Raw genomic sequence first — 16038 nt, forward strand, 5'->3', positions numbered from 1 at the left:
CCGTGTGGGCGTTACGGGCGATATCTTGACGCTCATTTGACGCTCGTTCTGATGGGGCGTCAGTCGATTGTCGCGGAGGGCCGGGCCGCGGCGCGCACCGATGAACAGACGCGTTGCGGCGAAAGCGACGGAGCACGGCGAGCGAGGCTCGTCGGCTCCGTTTCGCTCTTGTGCGCTCGATGAGGAAGCGTTGCCGACCATTGCCTGAGAAGGCAGTGCCTATCGCCTCGACGCGCGGCTAATATCCAGCTCTCAGGTACCGGCATGCGTCCGGCCTTTGGCCTGCTGCACGTCTGAAGGAGATCGGAAGCCCGGTGAGCAGTGCTCGTTCTGGTGGGCGGGTGCTGGCTGCCCACCCCGGTGACCCCAAGCGCGTCGGCCCCTACCGGATCATCGGGCGCCTCGGCTCAGGGGGCATGGGCACGGTGTTCGCCGGCCTCGACGCCGCCGGTCTGCGGGTCGCGGTCAAGGTCGTCCACCCTGCCCAGGCGGACGACGCGGAGTTCCGGGCGCGCTTCCGCCGAGAAGTCCAGCTCTCCGCCCGTGTCCAGGGCCCCTGCCTCATACCCCTGATCGCGGCTGACGTCGAAGCACCGTCACCGTGGCTGGCCACTGCCTATGCCCCAGGGCTCACCCTCGATCGGTACATCGCCGCGCACGGGCCGCTGGCCGGTGGAACCCTCTACGCCTTTGCTACGGGCACAGCCCAGGCCCTCGCGGCCATTCACGCCGCGGGTGTCGTCCACAGGGACGTCAAGCCGCAGAACGTCATCCTGACCCCGGTCGGTCCCCGAGTCCTGGACTTCGGCATCGCCCATGCCGCCGACGGCACATCCGTGACGCGCACCGGCATTCTGACCGGCACCCCAGGATGGATCAGCCCTGAGCACTACCGCACCGGTACAACGGGTCCCGAGGGCGACATATTCGTCTGGGGCGCCCTCATAGCCTTCGCAGCCACCGGTCGCGCGCCCTTCGGCGGGGGAGCCCCCGACGCGGTCGCCTACCGGGTCATGTCCGAGGATCCTGATCTGCGTGGCCTTCCTGGCGAACTCCACGCCATCGTGCGCAGCGCTCTCGCCAAGGAGCCGGGGGACCGAGCCACCGCGTGGGATGCTGCCGAGACATGTGCCGTCCTCCTTGCAGCACAGGCCACACAGGCCGCGCCGGCGGGTGCGGAGCCGACACTGGTGGGTGATTTCGTCGCTGCCCAGTGGAACGTCCCCACTCTGGACGACCCGAACTGGAGACGTCCTGCCCGTTCCAGCAGACGACTCGTCGGCATCGCGGCGGTGGTGGGCACTGTCATAGGTGGCCTGGCGGGTGGAGCGCTGGCCCTGCAGCCCGACAAGACGGAGACGACTTCGACGAGTTCCCGTCCTCCCGCCAGTGCATCCCCCAGCAAGACCGCCACCATGCCGGCTTCCGCTTCACCCGCAGCAAGCTCCCAGGCTGTGGTGGACGCCGCGCCATCCCCTCCTCCTGCGAACGCGGACGAGGCGACGATCGTCACGTGGCGTGCAGCTCGTCGTGCCAAAGAAGAAGCGGAGATCGAGACCGAGGCCGCACTCGGGCACGACCTCAGCCACGGCATGGGCGAGGAGTACAACTACATCGGTCAGTACGACGTGGGCTACGCCCCGTCTCGGAGAGAGCTCTACATAGCCATCAGCGGCCCGGCCGTGGAGTCACGTGTTGTGCAGGGAGTGGCCAAGAACGCCTGCCTCACCTTGCGCATGATGGCGGGCATCTACAAGTCCCTTCCGTACGACGAGTACGTCCTGGTCGACAACACCACGTCCACGGCGCCGGCGATCGTGTGGGAGGACGACTTCCGTGCCAACACCGGCTGCATCACGCAGACCATCGACCGCACTGCTGCCGACCCCGGGCAGGAGCCGAGCTGGCACCCCACCGAAGAAGGACTGGCCGCGGCCCAGATCCCCAGCGTCGACAAGCGCGAAATCAGAGTGGCAACCGAGGCGGTCCACCAGCTCTTTGTCGACTGGAACGCCAACTCCCGTCTGTTCGAAGACCCCCGCTATATCAGCGACGAGAACACCAGCATCGGCTTCGCTCCGCACGAAGGCGTGATGTACGTGTGGGTTACGAAGCCCGAGTGGGACCAGAGCACGCGCGAGGAGTGGGCAGAGGCCGCCGCCGGCGTGGCCTGCCAGACAGTTCTCGCGGAATCTCGCGCGGGGCAGGGATGGGGCTACGCACAGTACGCCGTGGCGGTCCTTGACGGCGCTGGAGATACCGAGTTCCTTCGCTGGGGCACGGCTGGCAGCTGCACAAGCTGACCTCCCCTCGGCCTCCATGGTTGCGTCCGGTCGAGGTCAGCCGAACGCAGGACCTTGGGCCTGCCAGCCCAGCGAGTGCACCCCGCTGGGCTGGCATTGAGGTTTGGTGAGGTTCCAACTGGGGCCTTCAACGCCTTTGGCGTGCCGCGCAGCTTCGCTGCCGAGTGCTTAGAAGGCACTTGATGGGTGGGGGAGTGGGATGGCTCTGACCTGCACGGACGCTCCGTGTGGCCCAAGGGCGACGAAAATTTCGACTGTTTTCGGGACGACGGCAAGGGGGCTCTAGAGGCGATGGCGTCCCGGCCTCAGCTGCCTGCTGTGCTGGGATGCTCGGGGATTGTGCGGGGCATCTGGGCGTTACTCGGCATCTTGTTGTGCCGGTCCCGCAGTGCCAGCGGAGGGCCGCCGTGAGGTCTCCAATAGACGCGTCAGACTCGAATGCAACTTGGCGGATGGCTGTGTACTCGGCAAATTTGTAGATCAGACGGGACACGGTTGAATCGGTAGTCGCGCGAGTATCATGTTCTTATGAGTCGGTGTACAGCCCCAGTTCGGGGTCATCAAACCGCTAGCGGACGTGCGGCGTGCCCTGCGTGTAGCAGTGGCGGCTACGGGTACTCGTCGCCGCGGTCCTACTACTCGCCGCCGGCCTACGCTCCGCGGAGCAGTGGCGGGGGTGGTGCGATCAGTAGCGGCAGCTCCGGTAGCAGGAAAACGCGGGCGCCTTGGTCACCAAGCACCTCCTCCGTGATTTACACGCCTGGCGAGGTAAAGGATCTGGCCCCTGTACGCGATGCCGCCGTGTTGCGCGCGCATCAACAGCCCGACCTTCGCGATGTTTTCCTCTGCCACGCGTGGGATGATCGGCGTGGTGCTGCCACGGATCTGTGCAACCTGCTGGAAGCGGAGGGTGTGTCAGTCTGGTTCAGTGAGAAGGACATTGCGCTCGGCCTACCCTTTATGCGAGAAATCGACAAAGGGTTGGCGAGGTCGCGTACCGGTCTCGTCCTTGTAACCCCTGCGCTACTGACGCGACTGCAGCGTGGTGGCGTCTCCGACAAGGAACTATCGGAGCTTCTTGCGCGTAACGTACTGCTCCCTGTCATGCATGAGACGACCTACGGCGAACTCCGGAACATCAGCCCTCTACTTGCATCCCGAAACGGGTTGGACACGGCTGAGGATTCCATGGCAGTAGTTGCCATGAAGATCGCAGAGTTGGTGGCCGTTGAGGACGACCAGATGCCGGCGACCTAACTGGTTGTTTCAGAGTGGGTTGAGCTGTGGGTCTCATGTTTGATGCCCTGGCCGACAGGGTGTCCAAGGGCCTGCGGATCTTGTTCCTGACGAGCTGTAGGACGGGCGACCAGCTCTGTCGCCCGCCTCCGAAGGGTGCCATCGCCACCGGGAGTCGGCTGCGCGTTCCCGGGAACAGCACTAGCGTTTCGTCCCCGTCACCAGCCGCGTACGGGACGGGGAGCTCAGTGTGTCGACCCGTGCCTCCACCACCGCGAGTCGGCGCGCCGCCTCCGTGTGGAACATCCGGCGCTGTCGCCGCTGGTAGCGGTACGCGCACTCCATGGTCGTCCAGGACAGCCCGAAGCCCACGGCCCCGGCGGCCACGGGGGCTGCGTGCAGCCGCGCCCAGTCCCAGCCTTCGAGTCCGCCTCCGAGGGGGAGGGTCCAGGCGAGCGTGAGGGCGACGGTGAGCGCCAGCCAGAGGACGTACCCGCTGAAGACCCAGGGCTGCGCCTCGCGCAGCCACAGCAACCGTCCGCGTTCCGCTGCCCGTCCCTGAGCCGCCACCGCTTCCGCCAGTTCTCCGAGCGCGAACCGTGCCTGGTCCCGCTGCTCTCGCCGGATCGGCGCGTTCCACCCTTGCGTACGCACGTCGAGCCGGGCGATCTCCCGCCGTACCACCGCCACCGGAGCCGCCGCGGGCATCGCCTCCGGCCACCGCACCCACCGTTCGCGGTCCTTTTTGAGGGAGCGCACGAAGCGGGCTGCCATCGGGCCGACAGCGATGCACGTGCCCAGCATCAGTACGACGGCGAAGCCGGGACTCCGCCCCCACGCTTGGATGACGACGACCGCCGCGAACAACAGGAGGAAGACCGGCACCGGATAGGTCGCCCGGAGGTAGTTCTCCTGTGTGGCGTCCTGCAGGTCACGCTCCCACGCCTGGACGGGGCGGCGCACGGGGCCGCAGGACAGCAGCACGGCGCCCAGGACGAGGCCCATCAGCCCGAGGGACGCGAGGGCCAGCAGCAGGGCGGCTGGATCGTCGCCCGGTTCCGGGGCCGGCCCTCCGGCCGTCGCGGCCCACGGTACGAGGACGCAGAGCGCGGCGGCGAAGAGGCCGGTGGCCCAGCCGAGCAGTCGGCCGGGCCGTCGTGGCGGTCGTTCTTCGGAGGGGATCGGCACCCACTCCGGTGCTACCAGGGTCTCCAGCGTGGCGACCAACTCCTCTACGGCTTCGTCCCAGCCGTCCGCAGTGATGCGATGTGCCTGTCGCAGGGATAGATCGCGGATCGACGCGGGAAGTAGCTCGGGTGACGGCGGCTCCGCGGCGTCGAGGAGTAGGGGGATCACGGTCTTCCCGGCGGCGAGCGCCAGCTCGATCTCGTGCCGCACCCAGTCGCCCGCGCGGTCGAGGCATCGCTGGCCGGACGGGTCCCGTGCTTCCAGCCAGTCCTCTGGGATGGTGACGAGCAGAACCTCGCATTCGTACACGCGGCGTCTGAGGTCGTCCGGGTAGCGGTTGCCCGGCAGCATCGACGACGTGTCGAGGAAGACCTGAGCGTCGCCGAAGTGGCGGCCGAGCCGTTCACGCAGTCGGTGCACCGCAGGTGTGGCGCGTGGGCTTCTGCGGTAGTTGATGAAGACGCCTCCCACGGCGGTGTCGCCCCTTCTCGTTCGTTCCTACTGCCAGGGTGGTAATGGGGGACTGCTCCGAAGAACTCCGGACCTCGAAGGAGAACGTCCATGCAACCGTGCCCGTTCTGTTCCATCGCGGTCGGCCGTGGACCGGCACGAATGATCTTTGAGGACAACCATGCCGTGGCGTTCTTCCCGATGGTCCCGGCGACCCTCGGCCACACACTTGTGGTACCCCGGACTCATGCGCTGGATCTCTGGGCCATGGCGTCGACGGAGGCAGAACGACTGCTCGCGACCGCACTCTGCGTCGGAGCCGCCTTGCGCGACCATCTCGCCCCCGAGGGCATGAACGTCATCCATTCCGCCGGATCCGCCGCCACTCAGACCGTGTTCCATGCCCATGTCCATCTCGTTCCACGGTGGCGGGGTGACGCCATGGGGCCTCTCTGGCCGGGAGACGGAGAAGGTGTGCGGGACGCGGCCGTGCTCGACGGACTGGCCGATGAGATGGCCGCCTTGCTGTGCCCGCCCGGGCCTCCGACGACCTGATTCAGCGGGCCACAATGACGACCACAAAATGGGCGATCAGCAGGGCGCCGTAGAACAGCACCAGTGTCTGGGAGAAGGCGGCCTTTGCCAGCGTCACCCTCGACAGGTACGGTCCGACGTTCATCGACAGCATCTCCACGGCGCTGTCGGGGGTCCGGGCGGCTTCGTACAGGGCGCGGAAGAGCCGTTCTTGGCGCAAGAAGTACGAGTCGAGGAACCAGAAGCCCAACAGGGGGACTATTCCGCTCAGTGCGATCTGCCAACTGAGCCGGCCTGCCGAGAGTGCCAGGGTGGCGGCGGTGAGAGTCATCACCCAACCCTTGAGCAGAAACGAGTTGTTACCCAACCTGGTGACAATGGCCTGGATGAATTCCAAGTGTTTGATCCGGTCGGCGCTCAACGGAGTGCCGCTGGTGGTGGTCCTGACGTTCGCTTCGTCGCTGCTGATGCTCACCGACGCGGTCCCCCTCCTTCGGGCATGTCCACGGCGAGAGACTACCGTGGGGTCGGTGCTGCCGACCCCGTCTCGCCGATGGGGACCGGGCTTGGCTCCCCGCCTGCTCCCGCGTCCTGCGTAAGGCCCTGACCGCGTGCTCTGAGCCGGACGAGCTCGACGGCACTGAGGGTCACGGTAATAAGGAGACCCGCGAGCGCGAACGGGTCCTTGAGGTTGTCGGGCGTGGCGATGATCTTGCCGGAGAACCGGTCCATGACGATTGCACCCACTGAGTCTTTTCCAACCTGCTGCGGAGCGGTGTGTCATGTACCTTCGGTGTCCAGCCGCTCCGCTGACAGGAGCAGGTACTCAGGCAGCTTTGAGCTGGCCGCCAACACCTCGATGCCGATGAGGCGACTCTGTTCGTCGAAGTCGAGGTTGATCACGGCGTCAGCGTCCACCGGATCGCAGGGATACATGCGCGCGGACTTCACGCGGGCCTGTGGTTCGGTGAGGTACACATACGCTGCGTCCGCAACCTTGTCGTAGGTGACTCTGACGTCTGCCACGGCGAGCCTGCTCTCTTGGTGTCGTGGATGGCGGCGCTGTTCTTGTCCATGCTGCAGCTTGCGCCGACCTCAAGCTGAACTGGCGAGGTGCAAGGCCAGGACGGCTTTGACGATGTCGGTGATGCGGGCAGTGCTGCAACGGAGTTTGCGCAGGAGCCGCCAGCTTTTGAGGGTGGCGTTGGCCTGCTCGCCGACGGCTCGGATCCTGGCGTGGGACGAGTTCGCCGCCCGCTTCCCGGCTGAGAGCGTGCTCCAGCGGCCCCGGTAAGGCACCCGGATTGTCCCCCGGGCTCCCTGATATCCCTTGTCTGCCCACGTCCGGATGTTGGCTTGGGTGAGCGCTTCGATGATGCCGTGGGTGCGTGCGGCCTTGATGTCGTGAACGGCACCCGGCAGAGCAGGTGAGGCCCAGAGCAGGCGTCCGAGCGGATCGGCGATGACCTGAACGTTCATGCCGTGGCGTTTGTGCTTGCCGGAGTAGTAGGGGCGGTCGGCGGCGATGCGGTCGATGGACAGCAGGGTGCCGTCCAGAATGACGAGCGCCTTGGCCCTTGCCATTCGCACGACCGAGGCGAGTGTGGGTGCCAGTGCAGACAGGACCTCGACAGCCTCGCGAACATAGCGGTACACCGTGGCGATGCCGATCCCGAACGCCGCGGCGAGTTGGGCGTAAGTATCCCCGCAGCGTAGGTGCGCGAGGGCAAGCAGGGCTTGGCGTCCGGCCGCGAGCCGCCGCCACCGGCTGCCGATGCGTTCGCGGCGTGCCGACAGATGACGGGCCAGATACCGCAGGCTCGAACTGGACAGATCAATCGCGGATGGATAGACAAGCACGCGAGGCTCCTGGCACGTACGGGCGATCTTGGTCGTGACCCCGTCTACCAGGGGCCTCGCCGCTTCGTACAGCCCATCTCCACCAGCCATCTGCCGCCCCATCAGGTTGGAAATGGCTCAGTACATCTGGATTCTGCGAACGTCGTTCGGAGTGGGCTGGTGGGCGACCTGAAGCGCGTCGGCGGGGTCGGTCAGGTCGAGACGGACAGCGAGGCGGGCGAGGCCGGACAGCGGGTCGCCGAAAGCTGCGAGTTCCCAGTCCAGCAGCAGCGACCCGCGAGCCGCGGGCCTGACGAGGTGGCCCGGCTGCAGGTCGTGGTGGAGCAGTCTGGGCTCGATGTCCAGGTCTGTGGTGTCGAGTCGGCGGCGTTAGGGCTGCCGCGGCGGGCGCGAGGTCGGGTGCGGCAGTCGTGTACGTGTCGAGACGGCCGCGAAGGTAACAGTGCCAGATGCGGGACTGCCGGGCTCCGGCGAACCGACCGGTATGGGGACCTGTGATGCGGTGGACGGCGGCGAGGTGGACGGCCAGCTCAAGCAGCCGATCGCCGCCCTCGCCACGGGCTCGAAGTCCTGGTGAACCCTCGGTACCTCCTCTCGCCTCCAAGACCACGACAGAGTCAAGTTAGGGGGCCACTGAGATGCCGCGCCCGGCAGGCCCGGACGAGGCATCTCCCTGGTCTTCAGGTCAGCACGAGAAGACGGACATGTGAAGCAGGTGCAGCAGCTCGCGGACCAGGCCGCCAGCCAACGTGGTGGAAGCGGCGTAGAACGCCGCCTGCCCGAGGCCCCGGACAAGATGGTGACGGGTGCGTCGCCGCTTCGGGGCGGGACGGTGCGTACGGTGGGACATGACGGTCTCCGTTCAGGGGATGAGTCGGCTGCCCCCGCACCGGGTGTTCCTGCCAGGGATACGGTGCGGGGCGCAGTTTCTGCTGTCCCCAAGCCTTATGGCTGACGTGCGCTGAATGCAGCTTCCGGGGCTCGAATCTCGATGTAAGTTCGGCGCCATGAACGGAAATCAGACCACCACGTGGGTCGAGGGGACCTCGGCTGATCTGGTTGCCGACGCGCTCGCGCTGGGCGTGAAAGCCAGTCCCAGGATGGTGACCTCCTGGGTCGAGGACGGCATGCTTGCCAACCCAGAGCCGCGCAAGACCAGAGCGCACGGCAGCGATCCGCGAGTCTTCCCACCCGAGCAACGTGAGTTGTTCACCAGACTTCTCGAAGCCCGAGAGCGTTCCCCGCTGGGGCGCATCCCACAACGCTCCCTGATCCGCGTCGTGCTGTACCTATGGCTGATCGACGACACGATCGTGCTCACCCCGCAGGCGCGCCGAGCCTGGCGTACTCACGCGCGCGCCACCGGCCAGACGACTGCCGTTCGGCGCAGGGAGAACGTCCGCGCCATTGTCGAGCAACTCGCCCACCCCTCGGCCACCCCCAAGCAACGGCGCGCCGCCCAGCTTGTCCTCGAGGAAGGCGAGCGGACCGGCCGGATCGACATCGACAGGCTGACCGCGGTCCTCACGGAGTTGCACTCGCCCTGGCCGGCCCAGCCCGGTATGCCGAGGATCGAACGAGCCCTTCCCGGACCCTTCGGGCCGGTCTCCGTCCAGCACCACATCGCGATGTGGAGGGCCCAGGAGCAGACAATCCGCCGCCTTCGACATGAGGAGATCGACGAAACCGAGCTCGACCGAGTGCGCGCCGTCTACAGAGCGATGTGGGCCGACTACCAGGCCCGTCGGCCAGTCATAGCGACCATGGGTGCAGGAGAGTTCGCAGCGTACTTCGCAGAGCCCGACACCATGGAGGGCCGCGCTATCGAGGCGGTCAATGCCTTTGTGGGAACGCTCGCCGGTGAACTCGGACTGATCGAAGCCGCCTCTCATGCCGTAGAGACGGCACGCCTCAGACTGGCGCGCTGATGATTCCTGAGCCCGGCCCGCCGCATCCAGCCCAGGGAGAGTCTCGTCCTCTGGAGCCTGTCCGGCCAGCCACCCAGTAGAGGGGGTCGGCCGTGGGCCGTAGCCTAAGGGCTGTCCCGTAACTGGGCGGCACCCCCTTGCCGATCCCGGATCGGGCCGTGTCAGTGGCTGGTGACAGGATCGAGGCGTGCTGATCAAGGGATACGGCGTCGGCCCGTTGGTGCCGGGCGAGTCACTGCTGGTCCACCCGGGCTTCTGGTCGAACTACCTCTTGTCGATGTGTAGCGACGGGGGGTGTGCCGAGCGCCCGGTTCCGGAGTGGTTCGGTGAGGACGGCGCCGATGCCGATGTCCTGTCCGAGGTCCTCTTCGATCCTGAACGCTGGCCAGCATTCAGGGTGCCGGCAGATGACGGCCCCGGAGCCGTGGTGATCTATCGCAACTTGGATGGCGACTACGGCACCGACTACCTCCTTACCTATCCAGGCAGAAGCTACGTCGAGCAGATCGCCAGCTGGGACGGAGACTTCTCGGGCACTGGGCTGACATGGCACGAACTGATCCGGGTCGCTGACAGCCCGTCCCTTGCGGCCGAAGGCGTCCAGGACACGGCCACCCGCTTCCTGCTGCTGCTTCCCCTCCTCACCGACCCGGACGTGCCGGAAACAGCATCGGCAAGGCTTATCGCCGCCCTGACCGTAGTCGGCGCGCCGCAAGACACTGCCTCCATCGCCGCGGAGCACCTGCTGGCCCACCTCACGAGGAGATCCCGACACGACCCCACGTGGGCGTCTCCGCTGAGCGGCAGCTGAGAGGTGGGCCGAGCCGCCAGCCACCCCGTGGAACGATCTTGGTATGGCTGGTGTGATCACGGCGTCGGAGTCTTCCTGGATAACCCCGTTCACCGGGCTGAGCCCGCGTGGCTTCGGGAAGCTGGTGACGGTGCTGCGTCGCGCAGGTGCGGACGCGGTCCGGAAGGGCAGGCCGTGGAGCCTTCCACTGGAGGACCGTGCCCTGCTGGTCGCCGCATACTGGCGCACGAACCTCACGATGCGGCAGCTTGCCCCGCTGTTCGGGATATCGAAGTCGGCAGCGGACCGCATCATCGACCATCTCGCGCCGATGCTCGCCCTTCACCCATTCAAGTGGTTCGCCAAGGACGCCGTGCTCATCGTGGACGGCACCCTGGTCCCCACCCGCGACCACACCATCGCCGAGCGGTCGAAGAACTACCGGTACTCCACCAACCACCAGGTCGTCATCGACGCCGACACCCGCCGTGTCGTCGTGGTCGGCCGGCCGCTCGCCGGCAACCGCAACGACTGCAAGGCATGGGAGGAGTCCGGTGCCAAAGCCGCCGTCGGCAAGACCACCACGATCGCCGACGGCGGCTACCCGGGAACCGGACTCGTCGTCCCGCACCGCCGCAAGCGCGGCCAGACTGAACTCCCGGCCTGGAAAGAGGACCACAACAAGTCCCACAAGCAGGTCCGCGCCCGCGTCGAGCACGTCTTCGCCCGTATGAAGACCTGGAAGATCCTCCGCGACTGCCGCCTCAAAGGCGACGGCGTCCACCACGCCATGCTCGGCATTGCCCGCATGCACAACCTCGCCCTCGCCGGATAGGTCAACGGGCCACACTGCGACCCACCATGCCCGAGACGATCCGGAGATCATTTACGGGACAGCCCTTAGCCGAGCCGCCCCGTTTTTGAGTTGCCTGAGGGATTAGAGCAACCTGACCTGTCCCGGCTGGCCCGCGTCCATGGTCATGATGAGGCGGTGATGGGTCAGCTGCTGGGTCGTCCCCGTCGTCCAGTTACCTCGGCTGCCCTCTTCTTGATGTCATCGTGGTTGGTGTCGTAGATCAGTGACAGGGCATGGTCCAGAAACTCGACTCCCTCCAGGACGTCAGGGACGCGGAGAACGCCCTCGTGGCTGCCCACGTTCCCGATCCACTTCACGGCCAAGAGCATGCCAGCGGCTTCCGCGTGCTGAGGTAGCGCTACCTTGAATGTAGAGATTCGTTCGTCGAGGCTGATTCTGGAGGGCTTCTCCCTGCGGCCGGGCTTGTATCGAATGATTCCGTGCTCGTCCATTAGGGCCTCGACGGCCGACCGGATCCGGTTCGCAGCAGAGTTGGGGTCGAGCCAAAGGACCTTTGCTGCGATATCCACCCGATCGCCTACCTCCTTGGGGCAGAGGCTGCGGCTCTGGATCAGGGGCAGCGGCGGGAAGAACATGGTGGGGGTCAAGTGCACCTCGTACTGTTCCTCGCTCCACTCGCCTGTCCATCGGACCCTGCTGTCCCCGACGACGCGCACACGGTCACAGGTTGCGTTCGGGCAGGTGAGGACGCACAGGAAGTCGCCCTGAATCCAATCGGGGTCCCAGGCCTCGTGGCTGTGCCAGGACTTACTGGTGACCGTCTCTTCATCGACGAAGGAGTCGGCGACCGGGCGCAAGACCCCTCGGACGCACGTGGGACACGGGATGTGGGGCCACTCCTCCAGCTTTTCGGAGAAGCCCTTCGAGATTTCCCGTAGATCCTTAATCAAGACGTTTGCCATGGCGTCTCATCCTGCCAGCGACAACGCACCCATGGGCGAGGTTTTCCGAGGACGTAGAAGGACAGCTTTAGCGCACTCACCAACCCCAGGTTACGTAGACCGGACAGTCCTGCGGCGGGCACGGCATGCGACCTTGCCGGCAGCCCTCATCCGATGCCCGGCTCTGTGCGGCGGCGGCCCCCTCAGCCGAGGGCGTCGACCGGGCAGCATCCCGGTTACCCAGCGGCCGGGTACGCGGTCAGGTCATCTTGCGGGGACAGAGCGAGTCCGGTGTACCCGTTGACGAGGAAGGGGGCGATACCCGGGCGGGTCGGCAGGTCCGCTCCGGTCCGTGAGTCCAGAGCGAGGGGGCCATTGTCCGTCTTGCCGTAGATCCGTCCGTTCCAGACGGCTGTTACTCGCGGCGCGATGCGGTTGGCAGTCTGGTCTGGCAGCTGCCACAGCAGGGAGGCGGTGCGGTCGTTGAAGGCCCAGACCTTGTGCAGGTTGCCCTGATTCCAGGAGCAGACAACGGTGTTCTGCCCATCATGGTCACAGCGGGAGCCAGCGATGTCCTCCGGAGCCTCGTCCTTCACCGTGCCGGTCGCGGGATCGAGGAACTGCTGGACATGTACGCGGTAGTCGTCCTTGTTCTGTGCCTGGACAAGGAGGAGGTGCGGCCCGGCGGGCGTGACGTCGAGGTTGAGACGGTCCTCTCCGCGCCAGCGCTCGGTGCCGGTGAGCAGGTCGTAACCGCGTGCGGATTCGTAGGTCCCGTCGGAGGTTTCCAGCTCGCCTGCCACGATGTTCCCGGTTAAGGCGGTCGCCTCGAACCGGTCCTTGGTCCACAGGACACGGCGTGCGGTGAGGTCGATGCCGTAGGTGGTGGCAGCGGAGAACAGCGGCGACTCGTCAGTGCTGACCGTCACGATGGCGACCTTCTCCGAGGCGCCTACGACCGAGAGGGTGCGCGGGCTGCCGTTCTTTGTCCAGGACGGCAGTGTCAGGGGCAATCTCCAGTCGGCCTTGTCGCTGGATGCGTCGGTGGCAGTGAGCTCGATGAAGTTGGTGGCTGCTTGGGTTCCGACTCCGGGTCGCCGTACGAAGAACGGCGCGAGGACCAGCGGATCGGCTCCTGGGGTGACGACCGGAGGAGCGGCGTTGTTGCGGTCGTCCTCGCTGAGCACACTCAGCGCATCAGCCGTGGGAGTGATGGTGGCTGTGAGCGAACCGGTGGTCGTGTTGAAGGCCAGCAGACGGTCGAGGGTCGCCACATAGACCTTGTCCTTGTGGAGCGCCACCGGGATCTTGCTGTCACTTAGCCAGGTTCCGCCGATGCTCAGCAGCCCGGATGAAGCCTCCCAGGGCATAAGGACACCAGCCTGGGCGTCGAACTTCGCCGGGGGATCGTAGACGGCGCGGGCCGGTAAGGTCTGCTTGCCGATCGGGGCAGGAGGGGCGGCATCGACGCGTTCGGGCTGCTGGGTGCAGCCGGCAGCGAAGACCATCGCGAGGGCGGCGATCAAGGCTGAGCTGCTGGACTTGCGGACTGAATTCACGAGGCGATGCACCTTTCTCAGTAGTCAAACGATCACCCTATGGCAGCGGTTGCGAGAGCGGCACGACCGTCTCGGATCGGCGCGGTCGGCAAGGCTCATCTCGGCAGCCGCCCGGCAACGGCGACCTTGCGCGGCGCGTGGGTTCGCAGCCTGAGCATCGCCCGCGAGGCGGCCGCCGCCCACGGGCCGTTGTCGCAGCGAGAATCGCAGAGATCACTCAAAGGTCAAGGTCCGCATTGGCTACGGCGGTTTCTTCCCAACCGACACCCGTCCCTGCTTTCCCGGCGATCACGGAACGCGCTGCCCGTGCCCCCTCGCGTGCCCCCGCGCGCACTGAGCCGGTCCTCTCGTCTCCAACGAGCTGTGTCTGCGGTATCCACCGTCCACGTCCACAGCTTCGAGGGAGGCAAGGTGTCGGAGGGATGGATACGGGCTCTCGTGGCGGACTGGATCTGAGTGCAGGGAGTGTCTGCGGGTTAGCGACACGGAGGCGTCCACCAGCCTATCGATGGCGAAGCTGGTGAAAACATTCGGGACGCATCACCGACTTGCTGGAACTGAAGACGCCAGGGCACGACGTCACCCCGGACGGCTTCACGAAGCGGGACCGGAAGCAGCGGGAGCTGATGCGCGGACCGCGGTGCCCCGGTCCCAGTCCGGTTCCTGCAGGCAACTCGGGCGCGCAGGTGCGCTCGGACGATCGCTCGTGCGGCGGTGACGTGGTCGGGGTTCTCGGCGGTGGTCTCGGCAGCGTCGTAGGTCGGGATGCCGCCCAACCCGTGCTCCGCGTCGTCGAAGTTGTCCAACCTGCTCTTCGGTGCGGGAGACGCCGTGTAGACGTCGCTTCCCCAGTCGTGCCGCCCGGAGAAGATGGGTGTCAGTCCTTTGTGCCCACGACGACGAGGAGCTTCGAGGTCATCCCCCCGAAGGCGGTCATGGTGAGCGGTGCGTAGGGCTGGGCCGCCGGGCTGTTCAGATCCGCGCCCCGGCCGAGCGCCGAAGCGTGCGTCGACGGCTTACCGGCAAGTTCAAGGTTGACGGGCGTGCTCGCCGTAGCTCGGGTCGGTGATCGCCGACGGGGTCACGAACTGGCCAACCCGTGCGGGCTGTCGGCCGCCGAGCAGCCGTGGAGAACCGTGCGGCGCACGTCGGCGGCGAACGGCCCGTCGTAGGAGGCAGGGCCGTGCGGCTCCGTGGCTGATGCCACGGAGCCGCACGGTGGTTACCTTCAGAAGCCGACGTTCGGATCGTCCGTGTCCTCTTCCGGGTCCACGCTGTACAGCGGGCGGTCCTCGATCCCCAGGGCGCGCATCAGCTCGTTGGTCGGAATCCTGTACCTACGTCCGATGCGGAGGACTGGGCAGGGGAACTCCTGCTCGCGGATCAGCCGGTACGCGGTCGTCGAGCCGATTCCCAGCGCTCGGGCCGCCGTGCGCAGGTCCACTGCGACGGGCAGGTCGAACATCTCCGTGAAACTGAGGCGGCCCTCTGCCGGGTCCTTCATCCTCGCCTCCCCGCAGGGCGGACCGGCCGGGCGTCCGCGCGGCGCCCGGGCCGTCGCCTCCTCCCGGGGCTGTGACCCGCCGAACGGTCCTGCGACCCGTCGTCGGTGTCGATGAAGATTCCCTGTCGACGCAGATGCTCCGGGCGCACCCGGAAACGCAGCGGTGCGCACAGCCCGTCCGGGCCGTCCGGACGGTCGACCCGGACGTCCAGGCTCTCCCCTGCCGGAGCGTTCGCCTCCTCGCCGGACGCAGTGAGAGCGTGCTCCTCGGTGATGCGTTCGATCTGGGTTGAGGGAAGCTCCCGCAGCCCTTCCCGGGCGAGATGCCACGCCCTGGCGCGCGCCGCGTGCAGCAGGGAGGAGTCGGTGAGACAGCTCGCGCCATTCCGATCTGCCAGCTTCTCCAGGAGAGCCAGGACCATCTCGGCCTCGACGTCCGACCGGTCGGCCCGCAGACGCGTGCAGACCCGGTGGACCGTCCCGGCCAACCGGGGCAGGGCCAGCCAGATCGCCAGGAGTTTCCCCGTGCTGTCTGGAGTCAGGTCGCTCTGCGCCGTGCGGATGACCTCCTTCCAGACCGCGGTGGCGAACCGCGGGTCTGCGTCGGGGCCGTACAAGGCCTCGTGCGTCTCGACGGCGGTCAGCCGGACCGGATCAGCCTCGTCGGTGTCCGTGGGGACGAGCACGAAGACCGCGTCGCTGATCCGGGGATCGTCGAAGTGCCGCCTCACCGAGGCGAACGCACTGCTGTGCCGTGGATACATCAGGAAATGTCCTCTCTTCGAACTGTGGAAACCTGAGTCCGGAGGTGCTGGAGATACCGAGATGCTGGACGAGGTGGGTCCTGGGTGGGGACGCATCGCCTCATATCCGCTTCAAGCGGAGACGAGTCCCACCAGCCTCACTTTGATGCGTGAGCATGCGGTAG

17 protein-coding genes are annotated in these 16038 nt (G+C 66.6%); 6 read left to right on the forward strand and 11 right to left on the reverse strand.

The annotated features are described in order from the left end of the window. The first annotated feature begins 314 nt into the window (after nucleotides 1-314). Both ACFWWU_RS23550 and ACFWWU_RS23555 read left to right on the forward strand, forming a co-directional pair. The gene (locus tag ACFWWU_RS23550; protein ID WP_384147789.1) at nucleotides 315-2303 is read left to right on the forward strand and encodes a serine/threonine-protein kinase; all 1989 of its coding nucleotides are present in this window, start codon (nucleotides 315-317) and stop codon (nucleotides 2301-2303) included. 747 nt (nucleotides 2304-3050) lie between these two features. Next, nucleotides 3051-3560, forward strand: a complete 510-nt coding sequence (locus tag ACFWWU_RS23555; RefSeq protein ID WP_384147790.1) for a toll/interleukin-1 receptor domain-containing protein — start codon at nucleotides 3051-3053, stop codon at nucleotides 3558-3560. A 180-nt stretch (nucleotides 3561-3740) separates the two neighbouring features. Here the strand turns inward: ACFWWU_RS23555 and ACFWWU_RS23560 are convergent, their stop codons facing one another. Next, a complete protein-coding gene (locus ACFWWU_RS23560) occupies nucleotides 3741-5198 on the reverse strand; it encodes a toll/interleukin-1 receptor domain-containing protein (protein ID WP_384147791.1) in 1458 nt (485 codons plus the stop codon). A gap of 141 nt (nucleotides 5199-5339) precedes the next feature. Between ACFWWU_RS23560 and ACFWWU_RS23565 the strand changes: the two genes are divergently transcribed. Next, nucleotides 5340-5732, forward strand: a complete 393-nt coding sequence (locus ACFWWU_RS23565; protein ID WP_384147792.1) for an HIT family protein — start codon at nucleotides 5340-5342, stop codon at nucleotides 5730-5732. A 1-nt stretch (nucleotide 5733) separates the two neighbouring features. On the opposite strand, the gene ACFWWU_RS23570 is transcribed toward ACFWWU_RS23565, so the two are convergent. The 5 genes from ACFWWU_RS23570 to ACFWWU_RS23590 form a co-directional block, all read right to left on the reverse strand. After that, nucleotides 5734-6186, reverse strand: a complete 453-nt coding sequence (locus ACFWWU_RS23570) for a hypothetical protein (protein ID WP_384147793.1) — start codon at nucleotides 6184-6186, stop codon at nucleotides 5734-5736. A gap of 305 nt (nucleotides 6187-6491) precedes the next feature. Then, nucleotides 6492-6737 carry a DUF2283 domain-containing protein gene (locus ACFWWU_RS23575; RefSeq protein WP_384147794.1) on the reverse strand — a complete coding sequence of 82 codons (246 nt, stop codon included), beginning with the start codon at nucleotides 6735-6737 and terminating at the stop codon, nucleotides 6492-6494. A 69-nt stretch (nucleotides 6738-6806) separates the two neighbouring features. After that, on the reverse strand, nucleotides 6807-7571 hold the full coding sequence (locus ACFWWU_RS23580; protein WP_384147795.1) for a transposase family protein: 765 nt from the start codon (nucleotides 7569-7571) through the stop codon (nucleotides 6807-6809). A gap of 117 nt (nucleotides 7572-7688) precedes the next feature. Further along, nucleotides 7689-7916 carry a phosphotransferase gene (locus tag ACFWWU_RS23585; protein ID WP_384147822.1) on the reverse strand — a complete coding sequence of 76 codons (228 nt, stop codon included), beginning with the start codon at nucleotides 7914-7916 and terminating at the stop codon, nucleotides 7689-7691. A 340-nt stretch (nucleotides 7917-8256) separates the two neighbouring features. Continuing rightward, nucleotides 8257-8421 carry a hypothetical protein gene (locus ACFWWU_RS23590; RefSeq protein WP_384147796.1) on the reverse strand — a complete coding sequence of 55 codons (165 nt, stop codon included), beginning with the start codon at nucleotides 8419-8421 and terminating at the stop codon, nucleotides 8257-8259. 157 nt (nucleotides 8422-8578) lie between these two features. Between ACFWWU_RS23590 and ACFWWU_RS23595 the strand changes: the two genes are divergently transcribed. The 3 genes from ACFWWU_RS23595 (at nucleotide 8579) to ACFWWU_RS23605 (ending at nucleotide 11124) form a co-directional block, all read left to right on the forward strand. Further along, complete coding sequence (locus ACFWWU_RS23595; protein ID WP_384147797.1) at nucleotides 8579-9499, forward strand: hypothetical protein; 921 nt, start codon at nucleotides 8579-8581, stop codon at nucleotides 9497-9499. A 187-nt stretch (nucleotides 9500-9686) separates the two neighbouring features. Then, nucleotides 9687-10310, forward strand: coding sequence for a hypothetical protein (locus ACFWWU_RS23600; protein ID WP_384147798.1), 624 nt, complete (start codon nucleotides 9687-9689; stop codon nucleotides 10308-10310). Nucleotides 10311-10353: 43 nt separating this feature from the next. Further along, nucleotides 10354-11124, forward strand: coding sequence for a transposase (locus ACFWWU_RS23605; protein ID WP_384147799.1), 771 nt, complete (start codon nucleotides 10354-10356; stop codon nucleotides 11122-11124). Nucleotides 11125-11288: 164 nt separating this feature from the next. On the opposite strand, the gene ACFWWU_RS23610 is transcribed toward ACFWWU_RS23605, so the two are convergent. From ACFWWU_RS23610 to ACFWWU_RS23630, 5 genes are all read right to left on the reverse strand, one after another. Then, the gene (locus ACFWWU_RS23610; RefSeq protein ID WP_384147800.1) at nucleotides 11289-12068 is read right to left on the reverse strand and encodes a DUF4145 domain-containing protein; all 780 of its coding nucleotides are present in this window, start codon (nucleotides 12066-12068) and stop codon (nucleotides 11289-11291) included. Nucleotides 12069-12283: 215 nt separating this feature from the next. Next, complete coding sequence (locus tag ACFWWU_RS23615) at nucleotides 12284-13606, reverse strand: hypothetical protein (protein ID WP_384147801.1); 1323 nt, start codon at nucleotides 13604-13606, stop codon at nucleotides 12284-12286. A 1081-nt stretch (nucleotides 13607-14687) separates the two neighbouring features. After that, nucleotides 14688-14813, reverse strand: a complete 126-nt coding sequence (locus ACFWWU_RS23620) for a hypothetical protein (protein WP_384147802.1) — start codon at nucleotides 14811-14813, stop codon at nucleotides 14688-14690. Between the two features lie 21 nt (nucleotides 14814-14834). Beyond that, nucleotides 14835-15110, reverse strand: a complete 276-nt coding sequence (locus ACFWWU_RS23625) for a helix-turn-helix domain-containing protein (RefSeq protein ID WP_351856417.1) — start codon at nucleotides 15108-15110, stop codon at nucleotides 14835-14837. Then, nucleotides 15107-15874, reverse strand: a complete 768-nt coding sequence (locus ACFWWU_RS23630; RefSeq protein WP_384147803.1) for a hypothetical protein — start codon at nucleotides 15872-15874, stop codon at nucleotides 15107-15109. The genes ACFWWU_RS23625 and ACFWWU_RS23630 overlap by 4 nt, the downstream gene beginning before the upstream one ends. Nucleotides 15875-16038 lie beyond the last annotated feature (164 nt).

The sequence above is a fragment of the Streptomyces sp. NPDC058650 genome, assembly GCF_042717315.1.
Classification (GTDB): domain Bacteria; phylum Actinomycetota; class Actinomycetes; order Streptomycetales; family Streptomycetaceae; genus Streptomyces.

What these genes read in the sequence shown, in the direction of transcription:
- ACFWWU_RS23605 (WP_384147799.1), top strand. Translation starts at nt 10,354, where the DNA reads ATGGCTGGTGTGATCACGGCGTCGGAGTCTTCCTGGATAACCCCGTTC.
- ACFWWU_RS23630 (WP_384147803.1), bottom strand. Translation starts at nt 15,874, where the DNA reads ATGTATCCACGGCACAGCAGTGCGTTCGCCTCGGTGAGGCGGCACTTC.
- ACFWWU_RS23565 (WP_384147792.1), top strand. Translation starts at nt 5,340, where the DNA reads ATGATCTTTGAGGACAACCATGCCGTGGCGTTCTTCCCGATGGTCCCG.
- ACFWWU_RS23595 (WP_384147797.1), top strand. Translation starts at nt 8,579, where the DNA reads ATGAACGGAAATCAGACCACCACGTGGGTCGAGGGGACCTCGGCTGAT.
- ACFWWU_RS23625 (WP_351856417.1), bottom strand. Translation starts at nt 15,110, where the DNA reads ATGAAGGACCCGGCAGAGGGCCGCCTCAGTTTCACGGAGATGTTCGAC.
- ACFWWU_RS23590 (WP_384147796.1), bottom strand. Translation starts at nt 8,421, where the DNA reads ATGTCCCACCGTACGCACCGTCCCGCCCCGAAGCGGCGACGCACCCGT.
- ACFWWU_RS23610 (WP_384147800.1), bottom strand. Translation starts at nt 12,068, where the DNA reads ATGGCAAACGTCTTGATTAAGGATCTACGGGAAATCTCGAAGGGCTTC.